The sequence below is a fragment of the Shewanella sp. SW24 genome (genome assembly GCF_025653395.1).
GTDB classification, from domain to species: domain Bacteria; phylum Pseudomonadota; class Gammaproteobacteria; order Enterobacterales; family Shewanellaceae; genus Shewanella; species Shewanella oncorhynchi.
The window spans coordinates 56005-78721 of record NZ_JAKKSH010000003.1 but is presented as its reverse complement, the minus strand read 5'-3'; the positions used below and the strand labels follow the sequence as shown (position 1 = coordinate 78721).

At 47.3% G+C, this 22717-nt stretch carries 14 protein-coding genes and 1 pseudogene; 7 read left to right on the top strand and 8 right to left on the bottom strand.

All coding sequences use genetic code 11. The features are described 5' to 3' along the window. Window positions 1-2: 2 nt before the first annotated feature. Window positions 3-938 (top strand): D-2-hydroxyacid dehydrogenase, encoded by a 936-nt coding sequence (locus tag L5M17_RS04425; RefSeq protein ID WP_263145502.1) that lies wholly within the window; start codon window positions 3-5, stop codon window positions 936-938. Between the two features lie 106 nt (window positions 939-1044). Here the strand turns inward: L5M17_RS04425 and L5M17_RS04420 are convergent. Beyond that, window positions 1045-2619, bottom strand: a pseudogene (locus L5M17_RS04420) (PAS domain-containing methyl-accepting chemotaxis protein). Window positions 2620-2878: 259 nt separating this feature from the next. On the opposite strand from L5M17_RS04420, the gene L5M17_RS04415 reads away from it, so the two are divergent. Next, the gene (locus L5M17_RS04415; protein WP_076498521.1) at window positions 2879-3070 is read left to right on the top strand and encodes a bacterioferritin-associated ferredoxin; all 192 of its coding nucleotides are present in this window, start codon (window positions 2879-2881) and stop codon (window positions 3068-3070) included. A gap of 275 nt (window positions 3071-3345) precedes the next feature. Here L5M17_RS04415 and L5M17_RS04410 read toward each other — a convergent pair whose 3' ends face one another. Both L5M17_RS04410 and L5M17_RS04405 read right to left on the bottom strand, forming a co-directional pair. Continuing rightward, window positions 3346-4002 (bottom strand): thiopurine S-methyltransferase, encoded by a 657-nt coding sequence (locus L5M17_RS04410; protein WP_263145499.1) that lies wholly within the window; start codon window positions 4000-4002, stop codon window positions 3346-3348. Window positions 4003-4104: 102 nt separating this feature from the next. Continuing rightward, entirely contained in the window at window positions 4105-4446 is a 342-nt protein-coding gene (locus L5M17_RS04405; RefSeq protein WP_105250285.1) for a hypothetical protein, read from the bottom strand. Window positions 4447-4695: 249 nt separating this feature from the next. Between L5M17_RS04405 and L5M17_RS04400 the strand changes: the two genes are divergently transcribed. Beyond that, window positions 4696-6504: a protein kinase domain-containing protein gene (locus tag L5M17_RS04400; RefSeq protein ID WP_263145498.1), complete on the top strand. Its 1809-nt coding sequence runs from the start codon at window positions 4696-4698 to the stop codon at window positions 6502-6504. A 19-nt stretch (window positions 6505-6523) separates the two neighbouring features. Here L5M17_RS04400 and L5M17_RS04395 read toward each other — a convergent pair whose 3' ends face one another. The 3 genes from L5M17_RS04395 to L5M17_RS04385 all read right to left on the bottom strand — a co-directional run bounded on the left by L5M17_RS04395 (window position 6524) and on the right by L5M17_RS04385 (window position 14387). Further along, complete coding sequence (locus tag L5M17_RS04395; protein WP_263145495.1) at window positions 6524-8932, bottom strand: zinc-dependent metalloprotease; 2409 nt, start codon at window positions 8930-8932, stop codon at window positions 6524-6526. A gap of 128 nt (window positions 8933-9060) precedes the next feature. Further along, a complete protein-coding gene (locus L5M17_RS04390) occupies window positions 9061-12777 on the bottom strand; it encodes a response regulator (RefSeq protein ID WP_173496262.1) in 3717 nt (1238 codons plus the stop codon). Window positions 12778-12992: 215 nt separating this feature from the next. Further along, window positions 12993-14387, bottom strand: coding sequence for a PhoH family protein (locus L5M17_RS04385; RefSeq protein ID WP_105250289.1), 1395 nt, complete (start codon window positions 14385-14387; stop codon window positions 12993-12995). Between the two features lie 406 nt (window positions 14388-14793). Here L5M17_RS04385 and rapA point away from each other — a divergent pair, with 406 nt between their 5' ends. Together rapA and L5M17_RS04375 are read left to right on the top strand one after the other, a co-directional pair. Next, on the top strand, window positions 14794-17700 hold the full coding sequence (gene rapA / locus L5M17_RS04380) for an RNA polymerase-associated protein RapA (RefSeq protein ID WP_263145492.1): 2907 nt from the start codon (window positions 14794-14796) through the stop codon (window positions 17698-17700). A 223-nt stretch (window positions 17701-17923) separates the two neighbouring features. Then, complete coding sequence (locus L5M17_RS04375; protein WP_263145658.1) at window positions 17924-18826, top strand: alpha/beta hydrolase family protein; 903 nt, start codon at window positions 17924-17926, stop codon at window positions 18824-18826. Window positions 18827-18861: 35 nt separating this feature from the next. Here the strand turns inward: L5M17_RS04375 and L5M17_RS04370 are convergent, their stop codons facing one another. Beyond that, on the bottom strand, window positions 18862-19668 hold the full coding sequence (locus tag L5M17_RS04370) for a crotonase/enoyl-CoA hydratase family protein (RefSeq protein ID WP_263145490.1): 807 nt from the start codon (window positions 19666-19668) through the stop codon (window positions 18862-18864). Window positions 19669-20230: 562 nt separating this feature from the next. Here L5M17_RS04370 and L5M17_RS04365 point away from each other — a divergent pair. Continuing rightward, complete coding sequence (locus L5M17_RS04365) at window positions 20231-21226, top strand: response regulator (protein ID WP_028759518.1); 996 nt, start codon at window positions 20231-20233, stop codon at window positions 21224-21226. An 18-nt stretch (window positions 21227-21244) separates the two neighbouring features. Then, complete coding sequence (locus tag L5M17_RS04360) at window positions 21245-22219, top strand: sensor domain-containing diguanylate cyclase (protein ID WP_113939163.1); 975 nt, start codon at window positions 21245-21247, stop codon at window positions 22217-22219. A gap of 82 nt (window positions 22220-22301) precedes the next feature. Here L5M17_RS04360 and rraB read toward each other — a convergent pair whose 3' ends face one another. Further along, window positions 22302-22709 carry a ribonuclease E inhibitor RraB gene (gene rraB, locus L5M17_RS04355; RefSeq protein WP_263145488.1) on the bottom strand — a complete coding sequence of 136 codons (408 nt, stop codon included), beginning with the start codon at window positions 22707-22709 and terminating at the stop codon, window positions 22302-22304. Window positions 22710-22717 lie beyond the last annotated feature (8 nt).

Below are 22717 nucleotides of genomic sequence, written 5' to 3'. Positions count from 1 at the left end.
CCATGGGGCACAAGTTACTCTTGCTAACAAAGGCAAATCAACAGTACCGCGACTTGATTGAGGCGCAGAGTCTCCCAGATTTAACGTTACTCGATGATAATCCAGCGAGCATAATTGATGCAGATATTTGGTTAGCCGAACCTAAACTCGCCGCGCCCCTATTACCCCATGCTAAAAATCTGCAATGGTTACAATCAAGCTTTGCTGGTATAGATGCTCTGATGAGTCCAAGGGGCAGAAAAGACTATCAACTCACCAATATTAAAGGCATTTTCGGCCCGCTGATGAGCGAGTATCTATTCGGCTATTTACTCGCGCATATCCGCGGCCATCGTTTTTATCGCCAGCAACAAGGACAAAAACAGTGGCTGATTCAACCCCTGCAGCGCCATTCAAGCCTACAGGGAATGCGATTACTCTTACTCGGTACTGGCTCAATTGCCCAGCATCTCGCGAAGACGGCAAAGCACTTTGGCATGCATGTCACAGGGATCAATCGAAGTGGTAATACCGTAGAAGGTTTTGATGCCATAGAAGCTATGTCCAATTTAGGCCAAGTGTTGACACAGGCCGATGTGGTTGCAAATCTACTGCCAAGCACTCCTGCAACGCATAATCTTCTCAATGCTGACATGTTAGCTATGTTAAAAGCTGATGCAGTGCTGTTTAATGTTGGCCGCGGTGATGTACTCGATCTCGATGTGCTAAATACCCAGCTGATCGCTAATCCTAGTCAGCAAGCGATCCTCGATGTATTTGCTCAGGAACCTTTGCCCAATAGCCATCCTATTTGGGAACGGGAAAATGCCGTGATCACGCCGCATATTTCGGCGCCAAGCCATCCTGCACAAATCGTCGATATCTTTAGCCAAAACTATCGCCGCTACATCATGGGTGAACCACTGCAGAATAGAGTCGACTTTAGTAAAGGCTATTAAGTTAACGATCAGGAATTGATTCAGAGAGCAGAAATTGAGTTAGAAATCAGAAAAAGAAAAGGCAATAGTCAGACTATTGCCTTTTTTTATTTTAAATTTTAGGCAGTTAAATCCTAAAGCTGCGCTTTAAGAATTGCTCGACTAATACCGAGTGAGAATCCATCTCGCGAGTCACTTCGTCATTCAAGCCGACCATTTCACTGCCGAGTTGATGACTAGAATGGGTAAATTGCGACACATTCACCACGCTGCGATTCATCTCATTTGCCACACTCGATTGCTCTTCAACCGCGCTGGCAATATGGTGCGTCATATCGGTAATGGTCGAAATGGCCTCACGAATCGTACGTAATGCCGTACCCGCTAAATCCGCCGTTGAAATACATTCGGAAGCGGCAACCACTCCTTGCTGCATACTGATAACAGCTTTATTCGTTCCCTGCTGCAACAGATTAATCATACTGTGGATTTCTTTGGTGGCATCGTGAGTACGTTGTGCCAGCGCCCGTACTTCGTCAGCAACGACAGCGAAGCCACGACCTTGCTCACCCGCTCGAGCCGCTTCAATTGCTGCATTCAATGCCAGCAAATTCGTCTGCCCCGCAATACTCTGAATCACATCGAGCACTGTGCCAATATCTTTACTGTGGGCTTCTAACTCAGTAATAACTTTTGACGTTTGTTGCAGTTGCTCCGCCATAGCTTGAATCGAGCGAATAGTACTCGACACCGTTTTATCACCATTAATAGTTTCAGCGGATGCCATTTGCGTGGCACTCGCCGCATCGGCACAATTGGAGGACATATCGCCTAATGTGGCGGTCATTTCCTGCATCGCTGTAGCAACTTGTTCTATTTCAGATAGTTGAGCCTGACTGGTACTCTGGATTTGTTTGCCCTTGGCGGCAGATATTTTGGCCTGTTCTGACACGTTATAACAGGAATCCGATGCACGCCCAAGAATCGACTTAAGCTCTGAATTCTGCATTTGCAGTGCTAAATCAATCGCGCCAAGATCATCACTGCTTCCACTATAAATATGCGCCATCAAGGGGTTATCGTAGATATGCTTCGCCTTAGTCACTAAAGCATAGTAACGACTCAGCACCAGATTACCGCCCACCAGCAATACTAGGACACTTATCGCTAGGGCAATAAAGCCCATTAAGCCAATTTGCAGAGCAAGGTAAAACATAGGTAGCATGGCAACCAATGCGAGTAACAGCAATTTAACTGGCATATCCAAGGTACGTTTTAACGCACTGACGCTGCCCTTTTTGTTCAACTCCGCATAGGCTATTTCTGCACGCTTAACCTGATCGCGTGTGGGTTTAGTGCGTACAGATTGAAACTCGACGACTTTGCCATTAACTGAAATCGGTGAGACATAGGCATCGACCCAATAGTGATCGCCATTGGCGCAGCGGTTTTTCACTATCCCTTTCCAAGGCTCGCCTTTTTTGATACATCACCACAGATCTTCAAACGCTTGCGGAGGCATATCTGGATGACGCACCATGTTGTGGGGCTTGCCTAGCATGGCATCGAGGTCGTAACCGGCAACGGTACAGAAAGATTGATTGGCGTAAGTGATATGACTTTGAGTATCCGTGGTCGACAATAAAATCCAATCCGCTGGATAATCATATTCTCGCTGTGTAACTGGTAAATTAGTTCTCATGAAACCTTATGGATCTTTGATTAATTCTTCGTTATTCATCCATGAGTTATCCATCCGTGAGGCATCATCACCCTGACTCTGTATTCCTAAACCCTTCTAAAACTGCCTAGCTTTTTAATGCTAAAACACACCTAGCATAGACGATAAAACGTGCGCCATGTAACAAAAACGTTAAAGTATGAAAATCACCCAAAAAACATGATTGCATTTGATAAGCGTTTTCATTTAGAATTAGCGCAATTCGATTGGAGACTAATATATGTACGTTTGTCTTTGCCATGCGATCACTGATACGCAAATTAAAAACGCAGTAAGCCAGGGCGATAGCTCGCTTGCTGACGTAAAAAAGCGCTTAGGTGTTGCCGATCAATGTGGTAAATGCGCCAGAATGGCAGTGCAGATCATTCAGAATCAACTAGAGCTTGAGCCTAATTATTACGAAGTCGCATAGAGTTCATCGCGAATAGCATGGTAAAGGGTAATTCACTCACGAACAAACTTCCGACAAGCTAAAACCACGCTGACTCAAGCAAACTTAATCCAGCTCAAGCAAACTCAATCCAAAAAAGTCCCGCGACAACAAAGCCTTCTATCCGCCACTTCGTCTTAAATAATCTTGCCAGTTTAGACTTTAGATATGATGTTTTAATGACAAGCCCACTGAACGCCAAGCTCGAAAGCCGCGAATAATTCAATGGGGTTACAGATCCAACTTCCGAGTCAAGCCTACTTACGTTTCAACAAATAGGCCGCTTCATTAAGCCAAGGCACGGCTTTCTTAATAAAACGGGGATTGTCGGCCAACACATCTTGTGACGCTAATACTTCAATATCAAAATCCTCACTCAGATGCTGCTCTACCCAAGTAGGGGATACCGCAAAAGGTGGGCCGATAAGGGATTCTTGCGGATAATCTAAAGTCACTAATAAACCGACACTGCCGCTAGGTAATAAGCTCGCTAAATGCTTGGCATATTGTGCACGCATACTTTCTGGCCATGCGATCAAAGCCGCGCGATCATAAAATGCCGTCACTTCTTGAGTGATAGCCTTAGGTAGGATGAAAATATCACCCTGATACAAGCTGATCTGTTCGGTTTGATAATGCTGATGTTCACCCACGGCCGTTTTCGTCATCTCGAGTTGGTTATCGCTAAAAAATTGCTGTACGGCCAATTCATTTAACTCACAACCTATGACCTGATGCCCCTGTTCTGCAAGGAAACACATGTCTAGCGACTTACCACATAAGGGCACAAAAATCTTGGTATCTGCGGGTAATGCAAGCTGCTGCCAATACTTAACGAGGAAAGGATTGATGTCTTGCTGATGAAAACCTATCTGTTGCTGCTGCCACTTTTCATGCCAAAAACCGGGTTCCATGGGTTTATCTCTATTCGCTAATGTTGTCCTTACTCTAATGACATTTTAAAGTGGATGCAAAACCTCCTGCCATTCGGCAAACTCAGCAATGTAAAGACTCACTTACTGATCTAACGTGGCTTGCACTTTACGCAGCCAAACACAGTTATCGCATTGGCATTGACGGCGTGATAAATGATGTGGGCTTAAAGATGAGTCGATAAAGTCCACGGCGATCAACAACTGCTGTTTTAACTCGGCAATCGATTTTTCGTTCACGGCCACCAGCTCGTCATTCTGGTTCATCCAGATGCATTCCATGCCCTGATGACAAGTTAAACATTGCTCGTCTCTATCATTAAAAAATACCGCATGCGGGCAATGGGTCACTTCCATTGACTGTAAAATACGCTTACGCGGATATTCCAAAAGTTCGATCAACAAGGCTTTATATTGGGTGGGCATACGCCCTCCTTAGCTGCACTTTGTCTGTGGGTTAATTAATAAAAATTGATTCCATCTAATGCCCCAAAGATTACCTATAGTCGCGAGGATTTAATTTGATGTAAGTCAAAGTCAGTGACGAAATGATCGTATAGGTAAGCCGCGCCTGACGCTGATCATCAATGCCATTCAAAATACTAAAATAAAGCCACCCGCTATTTGATTATCTCCCCCGCTTACTGGTTAAATGAACAAAACAAGGAGCACAATTTGCAAACACCTCAGCTGCAGCATTTTTATATTTCTGAAGAGCAATCTATTTACTTGCTCAAAGCAAATGATGCCCGTAAACACAAGGCGTGGATCCGCCTCTGTAAACAACAGCTGAGCAAATTAGGTTATACCGATATCGAATTGGTCGGCAAAGGCGCCTACGGTTTCGTGTTTGCGGGTATCAATCAAGCTGGCGATGCCCATGTGTTTAAGTTTTCACGGATTAATTTGCCACAACACATTCAAGATCGGCTCGAAGAAGAAGCCTTTATGCTCTCCTTACTCAAGCACCCTAATGTGCCGGGGGCGATCAAATTTGAGCGAGTAGGTAAACAAGGCATACTCGTGATGGAACGAGCAAAAGGGGAAGATCTCGACCAACTTTGCCGCCGCATGGGCGCCCTACCGACCGCTATGGTCATGAGCATCGCCCGCCAACTCGCCGATATCTTGTATTACCTGCGCACGGGCAAGCCTTTAGTGCACGGCGATATCAAACCTTCAAATCTGGTTTACGATATTGAACAACAACACTTATCGTTAATCGATTGGGGCTCAGCGGTATTTGCGCAGCGGGATGAACATAACAAACCCGTCGAAGACAATGTGATGGCGTTAATGTCTAGCGATCAACAACATACCAACGCCCGCATGGGTGATGTGTATTTTATCGGCGAAGAGCAACTCAATGGAGCACTCTCCAGCCCGCGCTTTGACGAGCAAGGAGTTGCCGCGACTCTGTATGCCCTCGCCTCTGGGCAAGCAAGCCGCTTCGGTGCACAGGTGATCTCGCCCACCAGCATTGGCTTACCGATAGAATTAGCCCGTACCTTAGAGGGCATGCTCAGCACAGATCCTGAGCAGCGTAATATCGCCGGCGATTATTTTTTAAAAAGTATGCGCCACAGCCACAGACTGCACTTACCTGAACTGCCCAAAGCTGATTTACAGGGTGAAATTCCTGTTTGGGTACAATCCCGCGACAAAGATGTTGAAACCGTCAGCTACAGTTCGCGTAAATCCTTTTTAAAGGAACACAACGCCCAAGATCCCATCGCTAAGATGGATGATATTCAGCTCGAAAAATATTACCGCAACTTCCTCGCGGGCATGGGTGATACCGAAAAAGGCTTTATCGCCGCAGTGGGTCGTTTAGCGCAATATCCGATCGTGGGTGGTCTGGCTATTCATTGGCAGGAAACCGGCGTGTTTATCGACTCCAATCTTGCGATTTACGATGCAAAGCAAAAAAGTGCGTTAATCATTGCAGTCAACAATATGGTGGATCTCGCGCGGGGAATTAAACGTATAGGGGTGTTTAAAGCCTGTTTCTTTAACGCCAAAGACACACTGCATATCGAACGAGCTGACACCAGCGAGCCTTTTGTCGCCAGTGCCGCACTGCAGTTGCCATTCGAAGTCGGTGACGTACCCACCTTAGAAGATAAGTCGCGGTTACATTCTTATTTTGAAGACGGTAAAGATCCCGATGAGAACCTCGAATTACCCCATGAAATCATGGAAGAATTAGCCCGCATCAACCAAATTCACCACACAGGCTGCATCATTTTTGAGGCGCTGCCGAATCACTTAAAAATTCACAGTTACTTGAAGCTGCTCAATCCGCGTAAGCAAGCGGCGTTTCGCGCGAGCCTCGATCGCATCTTGCATCATGTCGGAAAAATCCAAGGCCACGGCGTATCGGGCTTTATGAAACTGCCCTACAAAAACACCCGCCGCTTTACTCATCTAGAGCGTAAAGCCGAGCACTTTTATCCGAAAAACCCAAAAGAAATAGGCGCCTAATGGCGCCTTGTTCATCGGATTAAATCGGCGATCCCGGCGGTAAGGTTAACGGCTTAGGAATAAGCTTAACCTTAGCATCGGTCAAACCCGCAGTAAGACCCTGTTGCAACCAAGTATAGTGCGCCGCAAGACTCACATTCGCTCGATTCGACTTCGCTTTCAATTGCTTAATCACAAACTGAGCGCGATCGTTGATCGCAGCCCTCACTTCTGGTGAGGTTTGAGGATCGTGCAGCGTTGCCAGCACTTCATCAATCACCACAGCGTTCACTCGCATCCATACGCCTTCGACCAGCGCGAGCTTATCCTCTTGATACAAGGTCGCCGCAAATAACTTATCCAATAATGTCGTCACCGATAACTGCTCACTATCTGCCATGGATGCTTGGCTGACACGATTCAAGCGTTTAGGCATCAATAGCAAGCTCACAGTATGACGGCTAAACACTTCAGCCATACCGAGAGGGTCGTTAATTGCACCTAGACCTGAATCGAAGGATTCCCGCGTAACATGATAATTCCCCGCCTTTGGCACTAAACTGTCGAGCAAGGTTTGTGGCACAGTTAAACTCGCCGCATCGAGTGTGTTAAGTAGCGCGTCTAAGCCCGTTAACTGCAACTGCGGCGCAATATAGCTCCAGCGGCTGCCTTCACCAATAGATTGATAGTTATAGTCAGTGCCGCCAATAAACTTAGCGACCGCATCGATTTGATAACGCGTCAGCAAATAAATTGGCGCAAAGGCATCGGCTAGCTCGCCCAGTGGCTCATTGGGTAACAAGGCCGCACTGGAGAATCCCGCAATCGCCTTAGTGCGAATTGTATCTAACTTACCCAGCTGGTCGATCGGATTATCACCACTATCCCACAAACTGGCATAGGCCTGACTCGCATCCTTTTGGCGAGAATCAGCCTCACCGATATAACGTAAGCCACGTTTCGCCACATCGGCCAGCAAGTCGACTTGCAGTGCTTGTTGGGTACGGGCATCGCCTTGTTCGCTATAGCCATAGGCGATAGCGAAATCATCCCAAGGGCCAACACCTGTAGTGTAAGGTGCTGAAATATCAATATCATTGCCCTTCAACTGGATTTTCGGATGGGGATAATCCATCACAGAGGCATCCTGATTAGTCGAAGCGGCAAAGTTATGATCTAGCCCTAAGGTATGGCCGACTTCATGGGCAGCCAGTTGGCGAATACGCGCCAGCGACAAGGCTGTCGCCGCTTTCTCGGCCGCCACTCTATCCTGCCAGCCTGCGGTTAAACCTTTAGCAATCAAGTAATCCTGACGCACACGCAAGCTGCCGAGCGTGACTTGACCCTTGATGATTTCACCGGTGCGAGGATCGGTCAGTGCGGCGCCATAGGACCAACCCCGCGTCGCCCTGTGCACCCATTGGATCATGTTGTAGCGAATATCCTGCGGATCGGCATCTACAGGTAATAACTCAACTTTAAAGCCGTTGATAAATCCCACCCGAGTAAAAGCCGTCTCCCACCAGCGCGCGCCATCGAGCAACGCCGACCGTATAGGTTCTGGCACGCCAGGATCGAGATAATAAGTAATAGGTTTAACGACTTCGCTTGGCGCTGGGCCTGGATGCACTTTCTGTAAACGGTGGCGCAGGATAAAACGCTGCACTAAAGGTTGGTTAAAGGGCGTGGCATAATCGCGATACTCATCGGACAAATAACCACTCATAGGATGATAAGCCCGAGGCTGGTAATCCGCATCGGGAAGCTCAACAAAGGAATAACGCATCCGCACCGACATTAAGGTGCCATCGGGTGTTACCTGTGCAACCTGTGCGCCTGCTGCATCGCCTTTGAACGTCAGTTGCACATCCACATCGGCGTTTTTCTCAAAGGATTTAATCCCTTTGGGTAAGATGACAGAACGGCTCAAATCGAGCTGATAATTGCCCTGCTCTGTTTGTTGCAATACGGAAGACACTCCGTGTAAATCATTGAGTACCAGATCGTTGATCGCTACCAAATCTGGCTTGCCCTCAATCACTTTGCCTTGCCATAACACAGAATCGGCAAAGGCTTCTTCAACCGCTCTTTGCTCGGCGGCATCAGAGGTATTCGCACGATATTGGGTATTGAGTTGCTTAAGTAAAACATAGGGACCTTGGCGCTCAAACTGCACCATACGGGTCTGACCCAGTTGGCCGCGATCGAGACCAATGTCGTTTGAGCCTACGCCCTGTGGCAGGCTAGTAACTAAGATAAAAGGTTGATTTAAACGATTGACCTCAAGATATAACTCTCCCTCAGACTCCTCGTAATAGAGATTAAGAAACCCTTTCGCCTCTTGGCCCTGCTTAATGATCTTGGCGCTAGGCGCGGCTGCCGCGACCGTAACGGTGGAAAATCCTAACAGCGCTATAAATAAGGCTAAGGCTACACTTTGGGGTTTCATCTTTCCTCCTGATTCGGCTGGCTGCGTTATTTACCTTATAAGTCATTGGCATCTTTGATGACTGCTTATCTCAAGCGATTGATTTAAAGTAAATAACGCGAGGCCATCACTGGCCCCGAGCAAATAAATTAACGATTCTGATGCTGGTTCTTGTGTTTGATCCAGTGATTTAATGTTTCAAATAATTCGTTGAGCACTATGGGTTTAGTGATGTGGGCATTCATCCCCGCCGCTAAACTCTTTTCCCTGTCGCCCGACATTGCATGGGCTGTCATGGCAATGATAGGCAGTTCATCGGCACTAAAACGCTCACGCAATGCCCTTGCGGCCGTTAACCCGTCCATCACTGGCATTTGAATATCCATCAACACAGCATCAAACGGCCGCGAGTCGATAGTATCCAGCGCCACTTGACCATTGTCGGCCAGCACCACTTCGTAGCCAGCGCTCTTAAGGAGTTCGGTGGCCACTTGCTGGTTAATAAAGTTATCCTCCACCAGCAGCACTAAACCGGTGTGCTCTCCTTCCTCAACTTGAACTTCAACCATAGGCTGAACCACATTCAATCTCGGTTCATCGGCAAAGGCGGCAATGATCTCATCGAACAGACTCGATGCCTTAAACGGTTTTTGCAGTACGGCAAACACATTGGCACTATCGACTTCATGCTGCAAGGGCTCTGCCGCATAGGCCGTCATCATGATAATCACAGGGCGTTTAGCTAAGCGGCCTTCGGCGACCATAGTATCTATGGCGCTGACCACATCGCTACCGTCCATTTCTGGCATCATCCAGTCGAGCAATAACAGATCGATTGGTGCCCGCGACAGTTTGTAAAGCGCTTCGGCGCCACTGGCGGCAGTATCGACGTCGAAGTGGAAATCTCGCATCAAGGTCGAATAAATTTGCAGTGCCGTCGGGTTATCGTCAACGACTAAGGTGCGTAGACTATTGAGTTTTTCCGGCACGACCAAAGGCTCAATCTTAGCGGCTTCGGCAATTTCAAAACTGATAGTGAAGCTAAAGGTACTACCGACCCCAAGCTCACTCTGCACTTGCATCTTGCCGCCCATCATAGACACCAGGTGCTTACTGATCGACAAACCTAAGCCAGTACCGCCGTATTTACGGGTGGTCGAACCGTCGGCTTGGGCGAAGGCATCGAATAACTTATCCTGTTGATCTTTACCTATGCCGATCCCCGTATCGCGCACCCAGAACTTCAAGGTAATCCGATGATCCCGCTCGCCGACATCTTCACAGCCGAGCTCAATCTCGCCAGATTGGGTAAATTTCACCGCATTCGATAACAGGTTAATCAGCACTTGACCTAAACGTAGCGGATCGCCCTTAAGAATGAGTCCCGCCGTCACAGGAGCATATAAGAGTAACTCGACGCCTTGTTCCTGTGCCTTGAGCGCATTGAGATCCAGAGCGTGATCGAGCACTTTATCCAGCGGGAACGGCACCCGCTCAAGCTCCAACTTACCCGCCTCAATTTTAGAGAAGTCGAGAATATCGTTGATGATCCTCAGCAGCGATTGCGCCGAGAAACCGGCTTTTTCGAGGTAATCTTTCTGCTGCGCCGTTAACGAAGTGCGCTGTGCCAACTGCAACATACCGATAATGGCATTCATCGGTGTGCGGATCTCATGGCTCATGTTGGCCAAGAATTCACTCTTGTAGAGGTTAGCGAGTTCGGCGTCTTGCTTGGCTTCCAAAAGCGCCACTTCGTTACTCTTATGGCGGGTAATATCCTTATGGGTACCAAGCATACGTTTGGGCTGACCTTCGGCGGTGAACTCCACCACACGACCACGGGATAACACCCAGTGATAGCCGCCATTTTTACCTAACATACGGAATTCAATTTCGAAAGCACCGACGGGATCAGCAAGATACTGAGCACGGTATTCCTCGACGCGAATACGATCGTCGGGGTGGGATAATTCATCAATTGTCGATACTAAAGCGGGGAATTCATTGGTTTTATAACCCAACATAGAATAATAGGCTGGGTTACAAATGATCTGTTCAGAGTCTAAATACCAGTCCCACAGGCCATCTTCCACCGCATCCATAGCTAAGTGATAACGCTCTTCGGACAGGCGTAATTGTTCAGCGGATTCGTATTCCCGCGTCACATCACGCCACACGGCAATCAATCCCTGCAGTTCGCCGCGGCGATTGTAGAAAGGCAGCTTAAGGGTATCGAGCAGCACAGGTTTGCCCGCAAGCTCGACCTTTTCTTGGTAACGCAGCGGCGTGCGATCTTTTAAGACTTGTTCGTCTTCGGCGCGGATACGAATGCCCATTTCAGGCGAGGTCAGATCCTCAGATGATAAACCTATCATCTCGCTCTCTGTGTAACCCAGCATGCGTTCAGCCGCCTTGTTACAACCTAAATAGTTGCCTTCTTTATCTTTAAAGACAATCGCTTCGGGAATCGAGTCAAGCAGGGATCGCAGTAGCGCATATTCACGCTCACGCCGCTCTGTGGTGTCTTTTAAGCGCTCGGTACGCCGTGCCACTAGCTTATCGAGCCGCTTATTCTGCTCAGCCAGATGGTGGGTATATTGTTTATTTTCCTCAAAAATCCGACTCACCAGCAAGAACCAAGGTTCCCAGCCGCGAGTGATCTTCTCCGGTGGCTTACGCGGCTCTTGGGAGCAACCTTCAAGGTGCGACAGTAGTCGCGAGGCTGGACTCACAAAAGATCGACGCGTCTGCCAATGCACTATGGTCACCAACACCGACAGGGCGATAACCACTAAAATAAAGGTCAGCTGCAGTTTTTCCCACGAGTCTTGGAATAGGTCGTCTTCATCCTGCAAATACAGTAAACGCCAAGGCGCGTTATGCAGGGCAACCGAGTGAATGTAATAGCCGTTACGAATGATGCCATCGTGGGCATCGAACAATTCCGACTCAGGTAAAGAATGCAGCTCAGAGGGAATACGTTGGCTGATGTGATAGACCCGATTGATATCTGAGCTATCAAAATCGCTGTGGGATAAAATATTGTTCTGTTGGTCGAGCAAAATCACTGTGCCCGGCATCTTAAAGTAAACCCGAATTTGCCGCGCTAACGAGGCAAGCGTCATGTCTAAGTTGATTGAGCCAATGAACTCATCATCCAAATAAATGGGCACACCTAAAGTGGTCAATAAGCCTTTGCCCGTGGAGTCAACATAGGCTTCACTCCAAAATACACTGCGCTGCGGATTCATTGCTGGGGTGGCGTATTGGAACTGTTTCTTGTTGAGTAATTCGTCCCTAAAACGTTGATCGTCATTCGACCAAGGGAAGTAGGACATGATCCTACGTTTCGACAGGTAATAAATCGCCGAGGCTTTCGGGGCGGCTTCTTTGGCGACGGGGAATGACAGTGACAGCTCAAACAACATCTCAAGTTCTTGATAGAACTTGTCGTCGCGGCCGTCGAGGGAACCCGCACCAGTAATCCTACCCATGTTGGTAAAGGGCTCACCGCTCTGGGCGTAGCTAGGTTCTAAGGTAAAATACTGGCCGCTTTCGTTGAATTTACCGTATTGGGGTAAGCGTTCTTTACGCACGAGTTCGCCCAAACGTAAATGATCCACAGCAACGTTGCGTAAGCTTTTTACCGCTCTAATGCTCGACTCAAGTAGCAGATCGATTTGCAATACATGGCGCTGAACCTGCTCTTCACGCTGCTCCATCTGCTGTGCTTTTTGGCGGTCGAAAAACATCCATGCAGTCAACAAAGACATGACGATAACGCCGATGTACGTATAAAAAACGGCACGGTTGTAGTTCTTCTGGATCGGCGATTTTAGTTGGAGATCCGGCTCACTCGATTTCATCCACTACCCTTGATTGCAGCGCTTAATTTCAGCCTACGGCGGCAAAAACTATGAGCTCCATATAGTAGCAGGAAGGAACTGCCAATCACATAAAATAATTGTCAGATAAAGCCTACTCATACCACTGATAAGTCGATTAAAAATCTACTACTCCATAAAATTAAGGCCTCCATATCTGAGGCCTTAGTCATTACCCTAAATTAAACTGACCTGCTTTACAGATGCTCTTCAGCGTATTCCGCTAAGCGTGAACGCACCACGCCATTCAGATACACGTTGGCACTGCCTTCAAAGTCCTTAAAACGTTCGACAATATAGGTTAAACCTGAGGTAACAGCAGTTAAGTAGTTAGAGTCAATTTGCGCTAAGTTACCGCAACAAATCAATTTTGTGCCTTCGCCCATACGGGTGATCATGGTTTTGATCTGCGAGGCAGTGAGGTTTTGGCATTCATCTAATAGCACTATGGAGTTTTGGATCGACCGCCCGCGCATAAAGTTTATCGACTTAAACTGAATGTTAGCCTTCTCCATGATGTAGTTCATGCTGCCCGTGGGATTCACATCATTCTTATGCAGCACTTCGAGCGTATCGGTAATCGCGGCCAGCCACGGCATCATCTTCTCCTCTTCCGTGCCGGGCAAGAAGCCGATAGATTCGGCGATTTCAGGGGTGTTTCGGGTGACAATCACTTTGTCGTAGCGATTACGCTCGACCACCAGTTCCAACGCCGCCGCCATGGCGAGCAAGGTTTTACCGCAACCCGCAGGGCCGGTTAAGATAACCAGATCGATATCGGGATCGAGCAGCGCCTGCAATGCCATGCCTTGATAGACGTTTTTAGGTTTAACACCCCATGCCTCGAGGTTTTTCACCCGCTCACGGCCTAAATCTAAAATATGTAAATGGGTGTCTGTGCGCTCGATAACACGACCGCAAAAATCAGACTCTGTGTCGATAAGATATTGGTTGATATAAAAATTATCATTTTCGAGGTCTTTGAGCGGTACTTCATGCACTGTATGTCTACCGTGGCGCTCGGTGGAGACCTTGTTCAAGTGCTCCCAAAAATTACCTTCAAACTGGTAAAAGCCTTTACTGAGGAAGCGGATATCATCAATCAACTGGTCAGTTCGATAATCCTCAACCAATTGAATACCCGCACCTTTGGCTTTAAGGCGCATATTGATATCTTTGGTGACTAAGACAACGGTACGGGGATGATGTAGGTTTTGTAGATGTAGCGCGGTATTGATAATGCGATTGTCGTTTCCATCTCCTGGCAGTGCGCCTAAGGTAAAATCGACAAGGTGATCAGGGAAAATTGAGAGCGAACCGACGGCATCGGCATGACCCTCTCGGCTGGGTAAAGGGACGCCATTGATAATCTGCTCAGGGGTAGTTTCACCGCCTAGGGTATCTTCCAATGCCCTGATAGCAACCCGAGCATCACGACTCACATCACTCTTTCGATCTTTAATCTGGTCCAACTCTTCTAGCACTGTCATCGGAATGACCACATCGTGCTCTTTAAACGAATAGATCGCCAAAGGTTCATGTAGTAACACATTGGTATCCAGTACAAACAACTTTCTGTCGTCTTGTTCCATGGCGCCTCCAGAGTGCTTCATTAAAGTTTAAACACACTTTTGAGTCTCAATAAAAGTTACACGGCTCCTATTACTGGCAAAGCTTATGGCAAAGAATGATCATAAGGTTCAAGTTGATAGCACTTTACTCGCACTTAAACCTTAAGTTGATATTGGCACCAAACTCACGAGATAACAATACAGCAACCATTGTTTACCTTACAGACTCGAAGCAGTGTATAACCGCGGATGTGACATTAGCGTGACAGTTTCATGTACTGGCATGACAATTTTGTCGCTTGTACAATTTGTAATCTAGCACTCTGGGAATTAGGCTCTAACGGGTGAGAGGGCGATTTAAATATCACGAGTATTGGTATAACATACGCGCCCTTTGTTAGAGTCCGCCTAGAAATGAGAATTTAAGATGCCGTTCGCCTTAGGTCAACGTTGGATAAGTGATACCGAGTCAGAGCTTGGTTTAGGAACTGTGGTTCAAGTAGAAGGCCGTATGGTCACTGTATTATTCCCTGCCACGGGTGAGAACCGTATGTTCTCCCGAGCAGAAGCCCCTCTGACACGCGTTATATACAATCCCGGCGATTCGGTTGAAAGCCATGAAGGCTGGAGCCTTGCGGTCAGTGAATTGACCGAGAAAGACGGGATAGTGATCTATCACGGCATTCACAGTGAGACAGGCGAGCAAGCTACACTGCGTGAAACCCTGCTGAACCACAATATTCGTTTCAACAAACCCCAAGACCGTTTATTTGCTGGCCAAATCGATCGCCTCGACCGTTTTGGTGTGCGTTATCAATGCCAAATGTTGCGCCACAAACTGGCCTCATCGGATTTGCTGGGTCTGCAAGGTCCACGCGTTGGACTTATTCCGCATCAAATGTGGATTGCCCATGAAGTCGGCCGTCGCTATGCACCGCGTGTACTGTTAGCCGATGAAGTGGGTTTAGGTAAAACCATTGAAGCAGGTCTGATTATTCACCAACAACTGCTGACCGGCCGCGCCGAACGCATTCTGATTATCGTGCCCGATACTCTGCGCCATCAGTGGTTAGTGGAAATGCTGCGCCGCTTTAATCTGCGCTTTTCGGTATTCGATGAAGACCGTTGTGTAGAAGCCTATGCCGATCACGACAATCCTTTCTACACAGAACAGTTAGTGATTTGTTCACTCGAATTACTGCGTAAGAAAAAACGTCTTGATCAAGCCCTAGATGCCGATTGGGATCTGTTAGTGGTTGACGAAGCGCACCACTTAGAATGGACCGAAGAAGCGCCAAGCCGCGCCTATCAAGTGGTTGAAGCATTAAGCGAAGTAATCCCAGGCGTTTTACTGTTAACCGCAACGCCGGATCAACTCGGCCATGAGAGTCACTTCGCCCGTTTGCGTCTGCTCGATCCGGATCGTTTCTACGATTACGATGCCTTCCTAGCCGAAGAAGACAGCTATAAAGACGTCGCCATTGCCGCCGAAGCCTTGGCTGGTAACGCTAAATTACCCGATGCCGCCATCAACAGCTTGACCGAATTACTGGGCGAGAAAGACATCAGCCCAAGTATTCGTTTAATCCAAGCAGACGGTATTGATGCCGAAGTACAGCAAACTGCTCGCAGCGAATTACTGCAAGAATTACTCGACCGTCACGGTACTGGCCGCGTCTTATACCGCAACAGCCGCGCCTCGGTAAAAGGCTTTCCAAAGCGTTTCTTTAACGCTTATCCCCATGCCATGCCAGATCAATATCAAACTGCCGCACGTGTCAGCGGCATGATGGGCGGACACAAGTCATTAGAGGCGAAAGCGGCGCAAGCCCTAAGCCCTGAAAAACTGTATCAAGAATTTGAAGATAACAGCGCCAGTTGGTGGAAGTTCGATCCCCGTGTGGATTGGTTAATCGAGTTCTTAAAATCCCACCGTAGCAAAAAAGTGCTGATCATCGCCAGCCAAGCGGAAACCGCCCTGAGCTTAGAAGAAGCCCTGCGTACCCGCGAAGGGATTCAAGCAACGGTATTCCACGAAGGTATGTCGATTATCGAGCGCGATAAAGCCGGCGCTTACTTTGCCCAAGAGGAAGGCGGCGCACAGGCGCTGATCTGTTCTGAAATTGGCTCTGAAGGCCGTAACTTCCAGTTTGCCAGCCACTTAGTGCTGTTCGATCTACCACTAAACCCCGATCTATTGGAACAGCGAATCGGTCGTTTAGACCGTATCGGCCAGAAAAATGATATTCAAATTCACTTGCCATACCTTGAAGATACTGCCCAAGAACGTTTGATGCAGTGGTATCACCAAGGGCTGAACGCCTTTGAACTCACTTGTCCGAGTGGTCATGTGCTTTACAGTGAATTTGCCGAGGATCTATTAAACGTGCTTGTGGGTGATGACAGCGATGAGCTGACAAACCTGCTCAATCACACCCAGAGCCGTTATAAAGAACTCAAGCACGCCATGGAGCAAGGCCGCGATAAGCTGCTGGAAATCAACTCACACGGCGGCGAGAAGGCACTGGCAATCGTCAACCGCCTTGCCCAAAGTGACGGTGATACTCATTTAATCGGCTCAGTGATCCGTCTGTGGGATATTATCGGTGTTGATCAAGAAGATAAGGGTGAAAACTCGATTATTCTGCGCCCGAGTGAGCACATGATGTTCCCAACTTACCCTGGCTTGCCAGAAGATGGCGTAACAGTGACCTTTGATCGTGACACAGCGTTATCACGCGATGATATTACGCTGCTCACCCAAGAGCATCCGCTGGTGCAAACGGGACTCGATCTGATCACAGGTTCTGAAACTGGCACCACCAGCGTCGCAATTCTAAAAAATAAAGCCCTGCCAGCAGGTACCTTATTCTTAGAACTCATCTACATGGCCGATGCTTCAGCACCTAAGTCGAGCCAGTTGTACCGTTATTTACCGCCTACCCCCATTCGCGTGCTGCTGGATAAAAACGGTAACGACCTATCGGCAAAAGTGGATTACGCCAGTTTCGATAAGCAATTAAGCGCGGTGAATCGTCACATTGGCGGCAAGTTAGTCACGGCATCTCAGCCTATTTTGCATCCGCTATTTGCTAAGGGTGAAGAATATGCTCAAGTGGTTGTCGATGAAATGGTCGCCCAAGCCAGAGAGAAAATGACTCAGCAACTGGGCGCAGAGCTTGATCGTTTAGAGTCACTCAAGGCGGTGAACCCCAATATCCGTGAGGAAGAATTGGAATACCTGCGCAATCAGATGCAAGAGTTAAACACTTATCTAGATGCCAGCCAGTTACAACTCGATGCGATCCGTATGGTGCTCGTCAGCCACGTATAGACCCAAGCGGAACAGCAGGTTTCCATCAATTAGCCCAGCCTCAGCGTTGGGCTTTTTTATGCCCTGTGGCTTTCGATTCCAAGTGGCCTTTTATTACAAGTGACTTTTTATACTAAATAACAGGTGCAATTCTTTGGCGAGGAAAATTCACTTTTTGGTAATTGTTCAGGTTATACTCAAACACTGATGAATTTATGAGACTACACAGGTGGTTATCAATTCTATGCCGCGCATTCTTTCACTCCTCTTTTGCCTCATTCTCGGCATCACAACCATCGCTACCTACGCGGCAGACACGACAACAACTCCGCCAACATCTGTGCCAGCCGAAATCAGTGCCAAAAAGTCGAATCACAGCTATCTACCCACAAATGAAATTAAACAAATCACGATTGATAATCAGCCCTACGATTTGTTAGTGCGACCATGGGAAGGTAAAAAGAAACTTGGTGCGGCGATAATCCTGCCCGCCACCAATGGTACCGCAGACGCGCCGGGATTGATGGCGTTTGTACGCCGCAATATCAATCCTGCCGGTTGGGCCAGCTTAAGTTTAACTCCGCCAACTGAAATGCCCGCAGCTAACTTTGCTACCGCCGCCACTGAAGTGACCTCGCCTGGCGCCGCGCAATTAAGCTCACCGTCCAACAAACCAAGCCCTAAAATCAAGCCCGAAGATAACAGCAAGCATCTGCAAGAGCAGGAAGATTTTCTCGTCAAAAGCATGTCGCAGTTAGATGCCGTCGGTGCAGATTATGCGGGAAAACGTATTTTGATCACCGCCGACCAAAGTGCAGGATTATTGATTAGCCTATTAAGCCAGAAGAAGATTGCCGATCCTGATGTGCTGATCGTCATTAATCCCTATCGTGAGGACGAACAGCGTAATCAAGCACTCGCAGAACAACTAGCAAAACTTACGCTGCCCATTTTAGATATTCAATCGCCAGACGGTCACCCAGCCTCATTGGAGACGGCCGACAATCGCAAAAAACTCGCGGTGACCTTAGAAAGCCCTAACTATCGCCAAACTACCCTAGCGCTCAATTTAGATAACGAGAGCGCATGGCAAAATTGCTTAAATGCGATTAAAGGCTTTTCAGCCCGAATGAGCGGCGCGCAGTAAAAACGGCGATTTAAGCTAATTCAGACAAAATAGTATTACCAACCCGATTGGCGATCCCGATAGGGCTTCTGCGGATCTTTCAACTGACGCGTCGCCGCTATCTTGCTATTTTTGCCTAACAATAACCGAATCTGACTAATAGACTCGCGGCACAGCAGGCTACGAATAGAAGCAGTCCAACTGCGATTAATACTAAGTTTGATGGCCGCAGCCGCATCCGGTGAGGTTTGCATCAGTTGCCGCGCCAGTTGTTGCGCCGCTTCCATGGGCGTCTCACTCACTTGTGTCACGAGTCCTAAGGCCAGCGCTTCATGACTCTCCAGCACTTTTGCCGTCAGGCTAAGTAACATGGCTTGATCCTTAGGCATAATTTGCCTTAATGAGACTAACCCCGCCATATCTGGCACAAGTCCCCATTTCGCTTCCATGATAGATAACTTACTGTCGTGGCTAGCAATACGCACATCTGCGCCTAAAGCGATCTGCATACCGCCGCCATAGCAACAGCCCTCAAGCACGGCAATCACTGGCACAGGCAAGGTTTGCCAACCTAGTGACACCCGCTGTGCCAAATTCGCATTCCCTGGTAAGCCCTTAAACAGTAACTTAACTGCCTGCATCGGTGCCGACATGACGCTTTTGACATCGAGCCCAGAGCTAAAATGCCCACCCGCTCCCGAGAGGATCACGGCTCGCACCGCACGATTGGATTTAATACTTTTAATCGCGCAGTCAAGCTCACTAAACATTAAATAGTTAATAGCATTCATTTTTTCAGGACGATTAAGCAACACATAGGCGATGCCATCATCGATTTTAACTTGTACACTTTGGCCACTCATGAAATATTCCGTTACTGGTCAGTCCAGAATAAATGTTAACACGTTTGGCATAATTCACTAAAAGATATAACATGAGCCTGTTTTTTGACTTGAGTCAAAATATTGCCAATTCCATCATGGATTGAAGGCAACTTATGTTAGGCTGTCATCACTACGTGCAGTAATCCTAATGTATTTTTCGATTAGATAGCCTTAGCAAGCTCAATAATTAAGCGTATTTAACCGCTAGCTATTTAACTACTAATAATCGACACCAGTATCGCAATGCTACCTGCAGCGAAGGATGATTGGGCAGCAATATATGGATTCTATAGTCCTTTTTTAGTCACTATATCCTTGTTATTTACTCAACATTAGCTAGTTCGATTTAAGATTCTGCATGATTTGATTCAACAATGATTCAAATTTTAATGCCATCAGAAAATATAAATTTATCAATGATATCTATAAGTTACATATAAAAGATATTAATCAGACTTGCCCGAAGAACGCAATTCGTCAGTCAGACCTAAAAAATAAGTGTTATCTTCAATAAATGGGCAAATAAGGATCACTAGTCAGCATGTCAATATCTGTACTCATCTGTGACGATTCCGCCATGGCACGTAAGCAAATGGCCCGCACACTCCCCAAAGAGTGGGATGTGGAAATAACTTATGCGACCAATGGTGCCGAAGGCCTTGATGCCATCCGCGCTGGAAAAGGCGAAGTGGTGTTTCTCGATCTCAACATGCCTGTAATGGACGGTTATGAAGTACTGCAAACAGTGCAGCAACAGGACTTACCCGCGCTGATTATTGTGGTATCCGGCGATATTCAAATCAAAGCTCACGAGCGGGTTAAAGCCTTGGGTGCGTTAGATTTTATTCAAAAACCGGTGAGCGCCGATGCCATCAGCAACATTTTACAAGATTACGGCATCTTAACGCTGACGCAGAAAGATCTCACCGACGAAGTCCCGATGATCAAAGTCGACATGCGCGACGCTTGCCAAGAAATAGCCAACGTTGCCATGGGACGCGCCGCCGATCTATTAGCTAAGTTACTCGATGTATTCGTGTTACTACCTATCCCTAATGTGAACGTGCTTGAAGTCAGTGAGTTAACCATGGCGCTCAAAGCCACGGAAGAAAGCTCAACGGTATCCGCGCTCTGCCAAGGTTTTATCGGGGCGGGTATTGCGGGAGAGGCCCTGCTATTGTTCCATGATTCCAGCTTTAAAGACATGGCCAAGCTGATGGGATTAGCTAATCCAGAAGACAAAAATACTGAGATAGAAGTTCTAATTGATACTGGAAACGTACTGATAGGCGCTTTCCTTAACGGCATTTCTGAACAGCTCGACATGAAATTTAGTCAGGCTCACCCTGTCGTGCTAGGACGGCACTGCACGGTTAACGATCTGATCCATGATAATTCAGAGAAATGGCACCGAACTTTGGCAATGGAGATCAACTATCGGATTGAAGATCATAATATTCAATGCGATTTGCTACTGCTCTTCACCGAGGATTCTATCCCCACACTTAGCTATAAACTCGGCTATTTACTCGATTAACCAGTTGGATTTTATCCTATGTCAAATGACCAAAGCGCAATGAACGAACTACACTGGCTCATCGATATGGTACAAACCATAGAGGTGGGATTAGTGGTATTAGATCGCCATTACAATATCCAGCTGTGGAACGGTTTTATGGAGAATCACAGCGGTGTTTCCCCTAATTCGATCAAAGGTCAAAACCTATTTACCCGCTTCCCCGATCTGCCTGCCACTTGGTTAAAGCAGAAAATGGAATCGGTTTTCATGCTTAAAAACCGTGCTTTTATCAGCTGGGAACAACGTCCGTACGTTTTCCAATTTAAAAACTATCGCCCGATTACAGGCCGTGCAGACTATATGTACCAGAACGTGACCCTGCTGCCGCTGGCATCGCTCACGGGACAAGTGACCCATATCAGTGTGATTATTTATGACGTGACAGATATCGCCATCAACAAATTGCAACTTAAAGCTGCCAACGAGCAACTCGAACGCCTTAGCCAAACCGATGGTCTAACTCAGTTGCATAATCGTCGTCATTGGCAAGAGTGTTTAGACCACGAGTACGACTTGTATGCCCGCTACTCAGGTATGGCAAGTTTAGTCATGATAGATATCGATAACTTTAAACATATCAACGACAGCTATGGCCATGTGGCGGGTGATAAAGTCATTCAGCATATCGCCCACTTACTCAGCCAATCCTTACGTGATACCGACTGTGCAGGGCGTTATGGCGGCGAAGAATTTGCGGTTGTATTGCCTAAAACCAGCGGCGCAGATGCGATGAACTTTACCGAGCGACTCAGGGAGAAAATCGCCGCATCCGTCATAGTGTATGAAAGCCTGAAGATTACTGTGACGGTAAGTTTAGGCGTATGTGAAATTGGCTCCCATATTACCAGCAGTTCTAGCTGGATCTCCTGCTCCGATAAAGCCCTGTACGAAGCGAAACAAAAAGGCCGTAACTGCAGTGTTTTACATACGAGTAAAACAAGTAAATCCTAAGTATACCCAATAAAAATGCCCATCAATGATGGGCATTTTTATTTAAAACAAGTGAAGATTAAACTAGAGATCCGCCAACGAATTAATGAGGGAAACCATCGTCTTCATCTTCTTCATCTTCTTCGTCATCCATTTCATCGCCGACGAAATAGGTGCCCCAACCGTCATATTCCACTTTCTGTTTTACCGCTAATTGCAGCAGTTGTTCTGCGGCTTTATCCAGTAATTCAACTTCTAGTTTGTGGTGCGCGACAGCATCGAAACAGAAAATAATTGAACCATCTTCTAGTTCCATTTCTTCAGCGTCGTTTACCTCAAAACCTAATTTGAAGGCATCCACAGCCGCTTTTTCAAGACGGTCAAAATTGGTCGATGAAAAGTGATGCTCAATAATATATTCCGCATCAGGCTCTGAGCCATCGTCAAGCAGGGCTTGCACTATGTCACGATTCTCTGCAAGTTGGGCTTTTAACTGACTTTCAATAGACATGGATTTGT

What these genes read in the sequence shown, in the direction of transcription:
- L5M17_RS04425 (WP_263145502.1), top strand. Translation starts at nt 3, where the DNA reads ATGGGGCACAAGTTACTCTTGCTAACAAAGGCAAATCAACAGTACCGC.
- L5M17_RS04415 (WP_076498521.1), top strand. Translation starts at nt 2,879, where the DNA reads ATGTACGTTTGTCTTTGCCATGCGATCACTGATACGCAAATTAAAAAC.
- L5M17_RS04410 (WP_263145499.1), bottom strand. Translation starts at nt 4,002, where the DNA reads ATGGAACCCGGTTTTTGGCATGAAAAGTGGCAGCAGCAACAGATAGGT.
- L5M17_RS04405 (WP_105250285.1), bottom strand. Translation starts at nt 4,446, where the DNA reads ATGCCCACCCAATATAAAGCCTTGTTGATCGAACTTTTGGAATATCCG.
- L5M17_RS04395 (WP_263145495.1), bottom strand. Translation starts at nt 8,932, where the DNA reads ATGAAACCCCAAAGTGTAGCCTTAGCCTTATTTATAGCGCTGTTAGGA.
- L5M17_RS04390 (WP_173496262.1), bottom strand. Translation starts at nt 12,777, where the DNA reads ATGAAATCGAGTGAGCCGGATCTCCAACTAAAATCGCCGATCCAGAAG.
- L5M17_RS04385 (WP_105250289.1), bottom strand. Translation starts at nt 14,387, where the DNA reads ATGGAACAAGACGACAGAAAGTTGTTTGTACTGGATACCAATGTGTTA.
- rapA (WP_263145492.1), top strand. Translation starts at nt 14,794, where the DNA reads ATGCCGTTCGCCTTAGGTCAACGTTGGATAAGTGATACCGAGTCAGAG.
- L5M17_RS04375 (WP_263145658.1), top strand. Translation starts at nt 17,924, where the DNA reads ATGCCGCGCATTCTTTCACTCCTCTTTTGCCTCATTCTCGGCATCACA.
- L5M17_RS04370 (WP_263145490.1), bottom strand. Translation starts at nt 19,668, where the DNA reads ATGAGTGGCCAAAGTGTACAAGTTAAAATCGATGATGGCATCGCCTAT.
- L5M17_RS04365 (WP_028759518.1), top strand. Translation starts at nt 20,231, where the DNA reads ATGTCAATATCTGTACTCATCTGTGACGATTCCGCCATGGCACGTAAG.
- L5M17_RS04360 (WP_113939163.1), top strand. Translation starts at nt 21,245, where the DNA reads ATGTCAAATGACCAAAGCGCAATGAACGAACTACACTGGCTCATCGAT.
- rraB (WP_263145488.1), bottom strand. Translation starts at nt 22,709, where the DNA reads ATGTCTATTGAAAGTCAGTTAAAAGCCCAACTTGCAGAGAATCGTGAC.